This window comes from Mycobacterium sp. NGS26 (assembly GCF_059813025.1).
In genome coordinates this window covers 1-12,926 of the sequence record NZ_JCALDU010000007.1, presented here as the reverse complement: position 1 = coordinate 12,926, position 12,926 = coordinate 1, and the positions used below count along the sequence as shown (strand labels likewise).

At 68.3% G+C, this 12,926-nt stretch carries 14 protein-coding genes and 1 tRNA gene; 8 read left to right on the top strand and 7 right to left on the bottom strand.

Going from position 1 to position 12,926, the window contains the following annotated elements; all coding sequences use genetic code 11:
• Positions 1-1,455, bottom strand: a complete 1,455-nt coding sequence (locus tag AC5Y6X_RS21180; RefSeq protein WP_499988941.1) for a protein adenylyltransferase SelO — start codon at positions 1,453-1,455, stop codon at positions 1-3.
• Between the two features lie 35 nt (positions 1,456-1,490).
• Complete coding sequence (locus AC5Y6X_RS21175) at positions 1,491-2,057, bottom strand: hemerythrin domain-containing protein (protein ID WP_499988939.1); 567 nt, start codon at positions 2,055-2,057, stop codon at positions 1,491-1,493.
• A 149-nt stretch (positions 2,058-2,206) separates the two neighbouring features.
• On the opposite strand from AC5Y6X_RS21175, the gene AC5Y6X_RS21170 reads away from it, so the two are divergent.
• On the top strand, positions 2,207-3,124 hold the full coding sequence (locus tag AC5Y6X_RS21170) for an HpcH/HpaI aldolase/citrate lyase family protein (RefSeq protein WP_499988938.1): 918 nt from the start codon (positions 2,207-2,209) through the stop codon (positions 3,122-3,124).
• A gap of 19 nt (positions 3,125-3,143) precedes the next feature.
• Positions 3,144-3,839 carry a mycothiol-dependent nitroreductase Rv2466c family protein gene (locus AC5Y6X_RS21165; RefSeq protein WP_499988937.1) on the top strand — a complete coding sequence of 232 codons (696 nt, stop codon included), beginning with the start codon at positions 3,144-3,146 and terminating at the stop codon, positions 3,837-3,839.
• Positions 3,840-3,845: 6 nt separating this feature from the next.
• On the opposite strand, the gene AC5Y6X_RS21160 is transcribed toward AC5Y6X_RS21165, so the two are convergent.
• Complete coding sequence (locus tag AC5Y6X_RS21160; RefSeq protein ID WP_499988936.1) at positions 3,846-5,120, bottom strand: DUF222 domain-containing protein; 1,275 nt, start codon at positions 5,118-5,120, stop codon at positions 3,846-3,848.
• Between the two features lie 57 nt (positions 5,121-5,177).
• On the opposite strand from AC5Y6X_RS21160, the gene AC5Y6X_RS21155 reads away from it, so the two are divergent.
• Genes AC5Y6X_RS21155 through AC5Y6X_RS21145 form a run of 3 tightly spaced genes read left to right on the top strand, consistent with a single transcriptional unit; the run spans position 5,178 to position 7,246 of the window.
• A complete protein-coding gene (locus tag AC5Y6X_RS21155; RefSeq protein ID WP_499988934.1) occupies positions 5,178-5,534 on the top strand; it encodes a DUF488 domain-containing protein in 357 nt (118 codons plus the stop codon).
• Positions 5,535-5,558: 24 nt separating this feature from the next.
• Positions 5,559-6,185, top strand: a complete 627-nt coding sequence (locus AC5Y6X_RS21150; protein ID WP_499988932.1) for a GNAT family N-acetyltransferase — start codon at positions 5,559-5,561, stop codon at positions 6,183-6,185.
• Positions 6,186-6,190: 5 nt separating this feature from the next.
• Positions 6,191-7,246: a hypothetical protein gene (locus AC5Y6X_RS21145; protein WP_499988931.1), complete on the top strand. Its 1,056-nt coding sequence runs from the start codon at positions 6,191-6,193 to the stop codon at positions 7,244-7,246.
• Here AC5Y6X_RS21145 and AC5Y6X_RS21140 read toward each other — a convergent pair.
• The 3 genes from AC5Y6X_RS21140 to crcB (AC5Y6X_RS21130) are packed head-to-tail and all read right to left on the bottom strand — an operon-like array spanning position 7,240 to position 9,103.
• A complete protein-coding gene (locus tag AC5Y6X_RS21140; protein WP_499988929.1) occupies positions 7,240-8,328 on the bottom strand; it encodes a DUF190 domain-containing protein in 1,089 nt (362 codons plus the stop codon). The two genes, AC5Y6X_RS21145 and AC5Y6X_RS21140, sit on opposite strands and share 7 nt — an antisense overlap.
• Positions 8,325-8,708 (bottom strand): fluoride efflux transporter CrcB, encoded by a 384-nt coding sequence (crcB, locus tag AC5Y6X_RS21135; protein WP_499988927.1) that lies wholly within the window; start codon positions 8,706-8,708, stop codon positions 8,325-8,327. Before crcB (AC5Y6X_RS21135) ends, AC5Y6X_RS21140 begins: the two co-directional genes overlap by 4 nt.
• Entirely contained in the window at positions 8,705-9,103 is a 399-nt protein-coding gene (crcB, locus tag AC5Y6X_RS21130; RefSeq protein WP_499988925.1) for a fluoride efflux transporter CrcB, read from the bottom strand. Before crcB (AC5Y6X_RS21130) ends, crcB (AC5Y6X_RS21135) begins: the two co-directional genes overlap by 4 nt.
• A 38-nt stretch (positions 9,104-9,141) precedes the next feature.
• Here crcB (AC5Y6X_RS21130) and pgm point away from each other — a divergent pair, with 38 nt between their 5' ends.
• From pgm to AC5Y6X_RS21115, 3 genes are all read left to right on the top strand, one after another.
• A complete protein-coding gene (pgm, locus tag AC5Y6X_RS21125; protein ID WP_499988923.1) occupies positions 9,142-10,782 on the top strand; it encodes a phosphoglucomutase (alpha-D-glucose-1,6-bisphosphate-dependent) in 1,641 nt (546 codons plus the stop codon).
• A gap of 63 nt (positions 10,783-10,845) precedes the next feature.
• Positions 10,846-10,918, top strand: a tRNA-Ala gene (locus tag AC5Y6X_RS21120).
• A 149-nt stretch (positions 10,919-11,067) separates the two neighbouring features.
• On the top strand, positions 11,068-12,318 hold the full coding sequence (locus AC5Y6X_RS21115) for a hypothetical protein (RefSeq protein WP_499988921.1): 1,251 nt from the start codon (positions 11,068-11,070) through the stop codon (positions 12,316-12,318).
• On the opposite strand, the gene AC5Y6X_RS21110 is transcribed toward AC5Y6X_RS21115, so the two are convergent.
• On the bottom strand, positions 12,315-12,926 hold a 612-nt coding region (locus tag AC5Y6X_RS21110), incomplete at its 5' end, for an SDR family oxidoreductase (protein ID WP_499988919.1). The two genes, AC5Y6X_RS21115 and AC5Y6X_RS21110, sit on opposite strands and share 4 nt — an antisense overlap.

Here is a 12,926-nt window from a genome sequence, read left to right as displayed (position 1 = left end):
CTAAGTCCCGCAGAATGTTTGGTAGGGGCCGAAATCCTCGGGTGCGGGGCTGGCGTAGCGCTCGAGGCCGGGGCGTTCGGCGTAGGGGGCGGTGACGGCGTCGAGAAGCCGCTCGACCGGTTCGAGATCGCCCGCCGTCGCCGCGGCCAGGGCCTCCTCGACCAGATGGTTGCGCGGAATGTAGACCGGGTTGGCGCGGTCCATCGCGTCCGCGTCCGGATTCAGGGCCCGCCAACGTGACATCCAGTCGTCGAACCCGGCGAGTCCGTCGGCTTGGTCGTCGGCGCCGCCTCGGGCCGCGCGCGCGAGGTGACGGAAGAACGAGGTGTAGTCGACCTTGCTCTGTTGCAGCAGGGCGAGCAGCTCGTCGACCAGCGGCGCGACGACCTCGGCGGCGACGTCGGCCGGCAACCCGAGTTTGGCGCGCATGCCCGACAGCCACACGGCGTCGTAGCGATCGCGGAACACCCCGAACGACTGCTCCGCGAGCGCGACCGCCTCCTCGAGGTCGTCGGAGAGCAACGGCAGCAGCGCCTCCGCCAACCGCGCCAGGTTCCACCCGGCGACCGACGGCTGGTTGCCGTAGGCGTAGCGGCCCCAGAAGTCGATCGAGCTGAAAACCGTCTCCGGGTCGTAGGCCTCCATGAAGGCGCACGGCCCGTAGTCGATGGTTTCACCGGAGATCGTCATGTTGTCGGTGTTCATTACGCCATGGACGAACCCGATCAGCATCCAGTGGGCCATCAGCTCCGCCTGGACGGCGACCACCGCCTCGAACAGCGCGAGGTAGGGCCGTTCGGCGCGCGCGGCGCCGGGGTGGTGGCGGGCGATCGCATGGTCGGCGAGCCGGCGCAGCAGGCCGGCGTCGCCGGATGCCGCGGCGTACTGGAAGCTGCCCACCCGCAGGTGACTGCTGGCCACGCGGACCAGCAGGGCGCCGGGCAGCAGCGACTCGCGCTCCACCGGGCGCCCGGTGCCCAGCACGGCGAGGGATCGCGTGGTCGGCACGCCCAGCGCGTGCATCGCCTCGCTGACGATGTATTCGCGCAACATCGGGCCCACCGCGGCCAGCCCGTCGCCGCCGCGCGCGAACGGCGTCGGGCCGGAGCCCTTCAGGTGGATGTCGCGGATGCGCCCGTTGCGGTCGGTGAGCTCGCCCAGCAGCAGCGCGCGCCCGTCGCCCAACCGCGGCACGTAGCCGCCGAACTGGTGCCCGGCGTACGCCTGCGCCACCGGGACCGCGCCGTCGGGCACCAGGTTGCCCGCCAGAAACCGCAGCCCGTCGGGACCGCGCAGCCAGGCGGCGTCGAGGCCGAGCTCCGCGGCCAGCGGCTCGTTGAGGGTGAGCAGCCGGGTCTCCGGGGGCGCCTCGGCCTGCCAGCGCACCGCCAGCTCCGGCAACTCGCGGGAGAACCGGTCGCTCAGGGCGACGGTCACATCGGGTGCAACGCTCACCACACCGAGACTACGGAAAGTCCCGTCGGCCGCGGCTAGCCGATGGCCTGTTCGATCAGGTCGCGGGCGCGGTCGAGCATCGACGCGAACGGGCCGACGGCGAAATTCAGCTTCGCCGATTCCACGCCGGCGTGGGGACGGGTCGGCGCGATGGCCTCGGCCGCCCGCACCGCCGTCGCCATCCGCTTGAGGTCGTCGGCGCCGACCTCTCGCTGCAGGACCGGGAATTCCTCGTTCTCCTCGTGCTCGGCGTGGTCGAGGACGGCGTCCCGCAGCTTGCTGAGCTCGTCGACGAACCGCTGCGAGGTGATGTCGAGCTGCTCGATCTGCGAGAGCAGTTCCTTGGCCTCGCGCTCTTCGGTCAGCCGGGCGTCGACGATCGCGTCGCCGGCGTCGGCCTCGCGGCGCACCCGGGGGTGCACCACCATCTCCTCGGCCGTCTCGTGCACGGCCAGCAGCTGGCGCAGCTTTACGAACGGCTTTTCGCGGGCTCGGGGATCCGACGCGTGCAGCACCTCGTCGAACATGTCCTCGATGAGGTTGTGCTGCGCCTTGAGGAACGCGACGACCTCGTCGGGTGATTGGACAATCATGTCGGCCATCGCCGATACCTCCATGGATTGGGGGGCGTTGATGCAGGCGCCGTGGGCTGTGCGCCGCTTGTCGGAAGGTACCCGGCGGGGCAACGCGCAAACGGCCCTCGCGTGACCAGCCTCGACCACCCGTTTCGGATATCGCTACGGTTTAGGGAATGTATGAAGAGGTCAACACCGACGCGCTGGATCCTGCCGAGGTAGGTTCCCGCATCGATCCGGTTCTCGCCCGGAGCTGGTTGCTGGTCAACGGCGCCCATGCCGACCGGTTCGAGGCCGCCTCGCGCTCGCGTGCCGACATCGTCGTCCTCGACATCGAGGATGCGGTCGCGCCGAAGGACAAGGCCGCCGCCCGCGACAACGTCGTGCGTTGGCTCCGCGACGGCCACACCGACTGGGTCCGCATCAACGGCTTCGGCACCCCCTGGTGGGCCGACGATTTGGCCGCGCTGGCCGGCACCGGGGTCGGCGGGGTGATGCTCGCGATGGTCGAATCGGTGGACCACATCACCGAGACCGCCAAACGACTGCCCGACGTGCCGATCGTGGCGCTGGTCGAAACGGCCCGGGGCCTCGAGCGCGTCACCGAGATCGCGGCGGCCAAGGGCACCTTCCGGCTCGCCTTCGGCATCGGCGACTTCCGGCGCGACACCGGCTTGGGTGAAGACCCGACCACGCTGGCCTACGCCCGGTCGCGGTTCACCATCGCCGCGCGGGCGGCGGGTCTGCCCAGCGCCATCGACGGCCCGACGATCGGCTCCAACGCGCTCAAGCTCATCGAGGCCACGGCCGTCTCCGTCGAGTTCGGCATGACCGGCAAGATCTGCCTGTCGCCGGAGCAATGCGCGGTGGTGAACGAGGGGCTGTCGCCCTCGCAGGACGAAATCGGCTGGGCGAAGGAGTTTTTCGCCGAGTTCGAACGCGACGGGGGTGAGATCCGCAACGGGTCCGACCTGCCGCGCATCGCCCGGGCCACCAAGATCCTCGAGCTGGCTCGCTCCTACGGCATCGAGGCGTCCGACTTCGAGGACGAACCGGTGCACATGCCGGCGCCGTCGGACACCTACCACTACTGACGCGAGACGGAGGGTCAGGATGGACACCGTCGTGGAGTTTCACTTCGACCCGATGTGCCCGTTCGCGTACCAGACCTCGTTGTGGATCCGCGACGTCCGTGAGCAACTCGGCATAGGCATCGACTGGCGGTTCTTCAGCCTCGAGGAGATCAACCGCGCCGACGGCAAGAAGCATCCGTGGGAGCGGGAGTGGTCCTACGGCTGGTCGCTGATGCGGATCGGGGCGCTGCTGCGCCGCACCGACATGGCGTTGATGGATCGGTGGTACGCCGCGATCGGGCACGAGCTGCACGTCGCGGGCGGCAAACCGCACGACCCGGCGGTCGCGCGTCGTCTGCTGGGCCGCATCGGTGTCGACGCGGCGACTTTGGATGCGGCGCTGGACGATCCGACCACCCACGACGACGTCCGCGCCGACCATCAGCGGGTCGTCGACGCCGGCGGATACGGGGTCCCGACGCTGTTCCTGTCCGGGCAATGCCTGTTCGGGCCGGTGCTGGTGGACCCGCCGACCGGCCCGGACTCGCTGAGACTGTGGAGCGTGGTGACCGGCATGGCCGAGTTGCCGCACGTCTACGAGCTTCAGCGGCCCAAGGCGCCGGCCGACGTCGAGCTCATCGGCCGCCGCCTGCGCCCCTACCTCGATGGCCGCGATTGGGTGAGCATCAACCGCGGCGAGGTCATCGACGTCGAACACCTCACCGGCCAAGGATGAGTCTTCCTACGCGGCGTGCTTCGAGAGCGCGACCCCGATTCGGAACTCGACATCGCTGAACACGATCGTCGGCGCCCGCGGGGGCGCCGCGGACCGGTATGTTTTGCCCGTCGGGGTTGTGAATTCGGCTGTGTGCGTGTGGGTTTCGTCGGTGCCTGTGCTGACTCGCCAGCCAGCGCCTTGCTTCGTGTAGTTGCAGCGCTCACACATGCCGAGACCGTTGCGCGCGGCGGTGGGGCCGTGCTCGGTCCATGGTTGGGCGTGGTCGCGGTGCCGGATCGGCGCGTCGCAGTAGGGGGTGCGGCACCGTTGGTCACGCAGCTCGATGAAGGTGGCCAGGCCGCGCGGGAAAAGCCGGGCGCGTGACTCCATCGTCACGAGCGCCCCGGAGCGGGGGTGCGCGTAGAGCCTGCGCAGCGTCGCCCGGGAGCGTCGGTCGGCGACACCGCTGGAGACCATCGCGCGGGCGACCGCCGCGGGGATGGGGCCATAGCCGCTGAGGTCGGCGGGCGCGTCGCTGCCGCCCAGCAGCGTCTCATCCGACAGGACCAGGTTGACCGCGACGGGAACCGGCACGGCCGCGTCGCGGCCGGTGACGCGTTCGACCAGCGTGTCGGCCATCACCTGCCCGCGCGAGCGCCCGTCGCAACGGGTGTCCGCCTCGCGACGCAGCGCCGCATACGCCGCAACGCCCTGGGCCACCGGCAACAATGCGGTCAGGTACGCCATGGTGTCGGGTGCCGGTCGAATGGTCACGGTGCGTTCGTTCTCGGCCTTGGCCGCCCGGTCGACGACGGCGTGTGGGTCCAGCCGGTAGGCGATCGCCTTGGCGGCCGCGGCCACTCGCGCATCGCCCATTCCGTTCAGGCGGGCAGGGTCGCCGCACATTTCGGCGTCCAGGGTGCGGCGGTCGTCGACGTCCAGGCAGGCGCTTTCGCGCACGATCAGGGTGGCCCGCCACTCCGACAGCGTCCCGGATTCCAGCGCCGCCAGGGTATGGGGCATCTCGTGCACCAGCGCCTTGGCAAAGCCCAGATGCCGGCTGCCCCGGGCGGGCGAATCCCGTCGCGCCAGCGCGACCTCGCCGGCCACGCCCCGACCGCGCCGCGCGGCGGGCACACCCGCGGCCGCCTCGGCCTCCCGGCGCGCCGCGTCCAAAGCTGCGGCGGCGCGAGCCTGACCCGCGGCCGCCGCGGATTTGACCCTTTCCAGCTCGGCGATGCGCTCGATCAGCGCCGATTGGTCGGCCGACGGGTCGAGCGGAGCGAGGCATTCGAACATGTGTTCGAGAGTAGCAGGATCGGCCGACAACCGCCACGACGGCGCTACCCTGGCCGTGTGACTGCCAGAAGCCGTATCCGGGTGGCCCGGGTGTACGACGACGCCGGCAGCGACGACGGCCAGCGCGTCCTGGTCGATCGCGTCTGGCCGCGAGGGGTCCGCAAGGACGACCCACGGGTGGGCATCTGGTGCAAGGACGTCGCCCCGTCCAAGGAACTGCGCGAGTGGTACCAGCACAAGCCGGAACGGTTCGACGAATTCGCCTCGCGCTACAAGGCGGAACTGCGCGGCAATCCCGCGCTGGAGGAACTGCGCAAACTGGCCAAACGCGGCGGGGTAACCCTTGTCACGGCCACCCGCGAGGTCGACATCAGCCAGGCGGCCGTCCTGGCAAGGCTCCTGAAAAGCCGCTGAGACTGGGTAGGCTCGCCCGTTGACATGACTGACGCCGAACCCATCCTGCGGCGCGAACTGACGGACGTCCCCGACGAGGTGCGGGACGTTCCGCCGCCGCCGATACCCGAGCTGCCGCCGCCGTATGGTTTGCGCCTGGCCGACCCGGACGCCGACGCCGAGACGATAGCCGAGTGGATGAACCGGCCCCACCTGGCCGAGTCGTGGGAATACGCCTGGTCGGTGGCTCGCTGGCGTCGTTACCTGCGCGCGCAACTCGAGAGCACGTTTTCCCGCCCGTTCGTCGTCAGCCTCGACGGAGTGGACCGCGGGTACGTCGAATTGTACAGGGCGGCAAAGGATTCCATTGCCACCCGATACGAGTACGACCTCTACGATCTGGGTTTGCACGCCGCGGTCGCCGATCTGGATTACATGCAGCGGGGGCACGTCGGCTACCTGCTGCCGCACCTGGTGGCCAGCGCGCTCGACCTCGACCCGCGATGCCGTCGTGTCATGTTCGACCCCGATCACCGCAATGTTTTGGCGCGCAAGTTCTGTGAGCGTGGGGGTTGCGTGTTTCTGGGCGAACACGACATGTCGAACCGGCGGATGGCGCTGTATGCGTTGGCCCGCACGCCCGACGACGTCCCTCGGCTCCGACAGGCGTAGCAGCCGTGTGGGCTCGGCTGGTTGTGGCGCCCTGGTGGGTGCTGTGGCTGGTAAATGCATCGACGGTCGCGATCGTCCTTGCCTTCCTTTGGTCAATGGGTATTCCCCGCGTCACGGGCGCTGGATGGGTGTGGCCCTGGGTGTCGGTGGCGGGGTTCAGCTTGCTCTTCGCCGCGTTGGGGACCATTGCCCAGCTCCCCGTGCAGCGGAGCTATGCGCCCGCGGTCGCCGGGTTGAGTCCGTCGCAGCGTTCGCAGGCGGCCGGGGCGCTACGACGCGGTGAGGTTCCCTCCGATCCGCAGGTGTTGGCGGCTGCGGTCCGGATCGGCAACCTGTCGATGGCGTACCAGCGTCGGGCGCTGCGGAGCCAGAGGGTGATTCGATGGCTGGCGCCAGTCCTGTTGATCGTCGCCGGGGTGGCAGGATTAGTCGGTAACGGCACCCGCAGGGGCTGGGCGTTGGTCGCGCTGGGGCTGCTGATGGCTTTCCTTTTCGGGTGGACTTCGCATAAGTCCCGACGGTTGTCGCGTCGCCTCGAGTTGCTGCGCTCGGCGACTGACTCGAGCCCGCAAGCGCTTTCGCTGCTCGCCGAGGCCAAGGATTCCGCCGCCCCGCCGCCGAGCGTGCGGTTGCGTGTAGCTCTTGCGGTCGTTGTCGTCGTCGCCGTTTCCGCGGGAACCGCCGCGCTCTATCTCTGGGATCGTCGCACTCCGGACTGCCGCACCGCTGATTCGGTCGTCGACTACATCCACAGCCACCCGGACATGCTCGATTCCACGTTGATCGCCGCCGACGACCCCGCCCTAAATAGATATCAGCACTGGGCGAATCAACTGCAGTCCTATTCGCGGCAGGTGTCCTCGCCCGCGCTCGGGCCGCATCTGCGTCGCATTGCCGAGCTCTCCGGGGAGGCGGCAACGTTGGTGCGCGACACGCGGCGAAACCCGTCGTCGACCCGATCAGCTGACGAGGTCATCAACCGGGAATCCGCCTACCGCACCATCATTGGCGAACTAATCGACGAGGACAAGGCACTGATCCCGATCTGCCACAGTCAGTAGTCGTGCCGGGCCAGCGTGATGTCACCCAGCCGCTGGGTCTCGTCGAGCGACAGGGCCGCCGGAACCATCTCGCTGGTCACCAGCCCGTGCCGGGTCGTCAGCTCGTCGACGATATCGAAACTGCGCGCGATCGACTGCGGGGTGTCGACGATGATCGTGGCCACGGGAACGCTGCGTGCGAGCTGGAATAGCTTGTCCCCGTGCGGCTTATGGTCCCCGTGAAATCCCCAGATGCCGCGCAGCACCGTCGCGCCGCGGACCGCCTCGGCATGCAGCAGCCGCTGCACCAGCGCGCGGTGGATCGGCAGCCCGTCGTGGGTGGTGCCCTCGGCGCTGTACACCATCAGCTTTTGCCACAGGGTTCGTCCCCGGTCATCGGTGGCCGGCAGCCGCGGGGGAGGGGCGAACAGCTCGCCGTCGCGTTTGCACAGTCGCACCCGCTCGACGGTCAGCAGCGGGTGCGGCAGCACTGCCGCCAGTTCGGTTGCGGCGGTTGAAACTTGCGTGGCCGACCCGATGCCGATGATCATCACCGGGACGTTGACGTTGCGGCCGAAGAAGCGAGCCCGGTAGCGCTCGCCGTGCGCCGTCCCGTCGACACCGAGAAGCACTATGGCACCGGCGAATCCGTGTGTGTGCAGCAGCTCGCACACCGCGTAGTGCGCGCGTCTCCCGGCGATGCGCTCTTGACGGCCCACGTACACGGTGAGTTTGGCGGCATCCCCGTCGTGTCCGTCGAGGTCGTCGAGCGCGCCGGTCCCCGTGACCAGTCGCGCCCGCTCCAGGGTCACCAGCCCGCGGCCGGTCATCGCGGCGACGTCGTCGACCAGGGAACGGATCTTCGGCTCGGTATCGACGGCGGCGATCGCCACCGCCGGATCCTCGGACAGACTCAGCGACACGTCACTGCGCAGCGTGTGGCTCGGCCCGAAACTCGCGATGCCGCGCAGCATCACGCTGGTCGCGACGTCGCTGGCGCCGAACAGATCCAGCATCTCGTCGGCAAGAAACCGCGCGCTGTCGGCGACGGTGCGTTGCCGCTCGCCGAAGTACGCGGTCAACTTCAGGCAGGGCTGGCTCATATCCGGTCCGCAACCCATTGCCCGAGCAGCGCCGCGGCCATGCCCAGCACAACGCTGACGACGAGATTGGCGGCCGCCGCACACGTCTGGCGCTCCTCGCCGAGCCGCTGGGTTTCCAGCATCCAGGTGGAGAAGGTGGTGTAGGCGCCGACGAACGCCGTGTCGACCAGCAGGGCCGCCTCCCTGCTCAACGCCAGCCCGCCGAGCAGCCCGAGCGCCGCGGCACCGCTGACGTTGACCGCGAGCGTGCCGAACGGAAACGGCCGCGCCACCCGCCGGGCCACCGCGCGATCGACCAGGAAACGCAGCACCGAGCCGACGCCGCCGACGAGCACGACGCCGACCCACACCAAGACCGTCGTCGCCCCGGCGCTCGTCACGAGCGCACCCGCACCCGGCGAACCAGCGCGGTGGCCAGGTGCACCGCCAGCAACCCCAGCCCGATGCTGCTGACGGTGTAGCCGACGGCCAGGCCCCAATGGCCGTGCTCGATCATCCTCAGCGTCTCGACCTGCATCGTCGAGAAAGTCGTCAGCCCACCACACAATCCGGTGCCGAGCAGGGGACGGCGGTAACTCGACAACGGCAGCCGCTCCAGCAGCCGGGTGGTGAAGTAACCCACCAGGAAGGCGCCGACGACGTTGACCGTGAACGTCGCCCACGGCCAGCTCCCGGGGTCGGCGGCGGCGAGGCTGCTCAGGCCGGTGCGCGCCACGGCACCCAGCGCGCCGCCGGCGAACACGGCGGCCAACTCGCGGTAGTCACGACCGGGCACCCAAGCAGCCTAGGCAGGACGTCGGCAGAATTGGCGTCATGGTGGCCAACCCGCGCGCCGGCCAGCCGGCCCAACCCGAAGACCTCGTCGACCTGCCCCACCTCGTCACGTCGTACTACGCGATCGAACCCGATCCCGACGACGTCGCGCAGCAGGTGGCGTTCGGCACGTCGGGTCACCGCGGCTCGGCCCTGAACGGGGCGTTCAACGAGGCCCACATCCTGGCGATCACCCAGGCCATCGTCGAGTACCGCGCCGCGCACGGCATCACCGGGCCGTTGTTCATCGGCCGCGACACACACGGCCTCTCGGAGCCGGCCTGGGTGACGGCGCTGGAGGTGCTGGCCGGCAATGAGGTGGTGGCCGTCGTCGACTCGGCCGACCGCTACACGCCGACGCCCGCGGTCAGCCACGCGATCCTCGGCTACAACCGCGGCCGCACCGACGCGCTCGCCGACGGGATCGTGGTGACGCCGTCGCACAACCCGCCGTCCGACGGCGGCTTCAAATACAACCCGCCCAATGGCGGCCCGGCCGACACCGACGCGACGAACGCAATCGCCAAGCGCGCCAACGAGATCCTGCGCGGTGGCTCGGGGGTGAAGCGGGTGCCGCTGGCCCGGGCGCTGCGGACCGCCCGGTGCCACGATTACCTGGACAGCTACGTCGACGACCTGCCGAACGTGGTCGACGTCGACGTCATCCGCAAGGCCGGGGTGCGGATCGGCGCCGACCCACTCGGCGGGGCCAGCGTGGACTACTGGGCCGCGATCGCGGAACGGCATGGGTTGGACCTGACCGTGGTCAACCCGGTGGTCGACGCGACGTGGCGGTTCATGACGCTCGACCACGACGGCAAGATCCGGATGGACTGCAGCTCGCCGGACGCGATGGCTGGGCTCATTTCGATAATCGCCACCTCGGACCGCTATCAGATCGCCACCGGCAACGACGCCGACGCCGACCGCCACGGCATCGTCACACCCGATGCGGGGCTGCTGAATCCGAATCATTACCTGGCGGTGGCGATCGACTACCTCTGTACCCATCGGCCGTCGTGGCCGGGCGGCATCGCCGTCGGCAAGACCGCCGTCAGCTCGTCGATCATCGACCGCGTGGTCGCCGGCCTCGGCCGCAAGCTGGTCGAGGTGCCGGTCGGATTCAAATGGTTCGTCGACGGCCTGCTCGGCGGGACCATCGGCTTCGGCGGCGAGGAGTCGGCGGGGGCCTCGTTCCTGCGGCGCGACGGATCGGTGTGGACCACCGACAAGGACGGCATCATCCTGGCGCTGCTGGCGTCGGAGATCCTGGCCGTCACCGGTTCGAGCCCGTCGCAGCGCTACCGGGAGCTGGCCGACGAGTACGGGAGCTCGTGTTACGCGCGGGTGGATGCGCCCGCCGACCGCGACCAGAAAGCCCAGCTGGCCAAGCTGTCCGCCGATGAGGTCAGTGCCACCGAGCTGGCGGGGGAGCCGATCACCGCCAAGCTCACCTCGGCGCCCGGCAATGGCGCGCCGCTGGGTGGACTCAAGGTGACGACGGCCAACGCATGGTTTGCCGCTCGCCCGTCGGGCACCGAGGATGTCTACAAGATCTACGCGGAATCGTTCAACGGGCCCGAGCACCTGGCCGAGGTCCAGAAGACCGCCCGCGAGGTGGTTGGCCAGGTCATCGGGTAGGGCACCTGAGCAGCGACTTTGAAGGTGTGTTGACGGTGGTGTAGCTTCGATGGGCAACTTCTCGGGGCTATGGCGCAGCTGGTAGCGCACCACACTGGCAGTGTGGGGGTCAGGGGTTCGAGTCCCCTTAGCTCCACGGTCTTAGCTCGTCGCGGCCGCGGTCGCGTTATGGTGCAGTATGCCTTGTATGGTTGCCGGCGGCTTCAAAAACTCACTGCCCAAACATAATCCGGTGTTTTCATCGCGCAGAACCAATCGGGTGGCCCGATCAATCTGGAGACCACAGTGGACGTAAGCCGTGTCGGCAGCCTGTTCATCCGCGCACTGGAGCCGATGCTCCATGGCGATGACATGGCATTGGTTGTGAAATTCCGCGAGAACTACGATCCCGATCGCTTGTGGGCCGCCTACGAATCCCTGGTGCGACAGAATCGGTCGTTACAGGTAGTCCTCAGCTCCTCTGGTGAAACCTTTTCGTGGATCCCGCTCGATTCGGCGGAGGGGGACGCCGCTCTCGGCCGTCAGCGCGAGCGTTTCTTCTCCCGGACATTCACTTTCGAGGAGCTGCTTTCTCCCGCCAATACCCTGACGCCGCCGCTTCCCCTGCGGATTTCGCGGATGAACGACAGGGAAGTTTGCTTCCAGATCAGCCACGCTCTGTCGAATGGTCGCGCCGCCATCCAGTGGATTCTTTACTGGCTCGCCGCCGCTCATGGTGAACCCGTCGCGGTTGAATCTGTCGATATTGATCAGACTGCGGGGCCTTCGAAATCCACCGCCCCGCGAAGCGGATTCGCTTTGTTGCCGTTGTACATCTTCGGCTACCTGGCACGGGCAGGTCGGAAGCAAGCGCGCACGACGGTCGACCTCACCCATGGCAAGACGCCGGTTCCACACGACAACGGCTATGCGTCCCGGACGTATTTCTACTCCGAGCAGGAGACCGATCGAATCCTGGCCAAAGCCGGCGCAGTGGACCTATCGCTGCAGCAGTACATGTGTCTCACGGTCGCAGAAGCAATGCTGGCCGCCCAGCCCGAAAAGTCGCGCGTGACGATCGGGATCCCCACTGATCTGGCCCGTTTTCTGCCCGATTTGCCGCGCGCGGCGCTCGGTAACTATACGGGCAGCATGGTTGTGCAATTGCGGCGCAGAGCACCGATGCAAGAACAGATCGCGCGTCAATTCGGCTGGCTTCGCCGCGGCGTCGATTACTGGCTGGCCCGGCAGGGCGCCGCTTCGTCCAACGAGCAGCGGTTGTTGAACACAATGGCCCGGATTGCGTCGCTTCCCGTCAACCGCCGCGGCCCGTTTCAGAACATTTCCTGCGTGGTGTCGAACGTCGGTGTCGTCACGACTCCGGCGAACTGGGGAATCGAGTCCAGTTATGGCACCACCAAGACGCAGACTATTTTCTTTCTCGTCGCCGTGGTAAACGGCATTCTCAGCGTCAACGTCACGTTCGCCCGCGACCTCTACGACCCCAAAGAAGTGTTCTCCGTTGCCGATGCGGCCTTGGCGGACCTCGGCCACTAAAGCAGGCCGAGCTGTTGCAGGTCGGTGGCGTATTTGATGATGATCGGCGCCGAGATGTGTGGGATGTCGTTGTCGGGGCCGATTTTGGCTTCTTGCACCGCGGCCCGGAATCGGTCGGTCGGCGCTAGGGACCCGTGGGTCGGCTCGATGGGCTGTAGAGCGTCGGGATTGTCCAACGGCAAGAGCCGCAGCGGCGAGTGCTGTCGCTGTGGGTCCGGCAGCTCGTGCAGGGCGGCGGCGAACCGTTGTGCCCATTCGGTGAAGTCCTCGACGCGCTGGATGGGGTAGCCGGCCTCGATGAGCCAGTCGACGTATTCGTCGAGCCCGATGCCGTCGTCGTGGGGGTTCATCACGTGGTAGGTCTGCAACCCGTCGACCGTTTGGGCTCCCAGGGTGGCGATCGCCTCGGCGACGAATTCGACGGGCAGCGCGTCGAAGTGCGCGCGTTGCCGCTGGCCGTGGGCGTCGAGTTGGTAGAACGAGGCGGGCGCAAGGCCGGTGGCCAGGATGGACAGCGCCATGCGGGTGAACATGTCGGAGACGTTGAGCTGGCCGGTGTAGGTGGTGCCGGCCAGGAGCATGTCGCAGCGGAACACCGCGACCGGTAA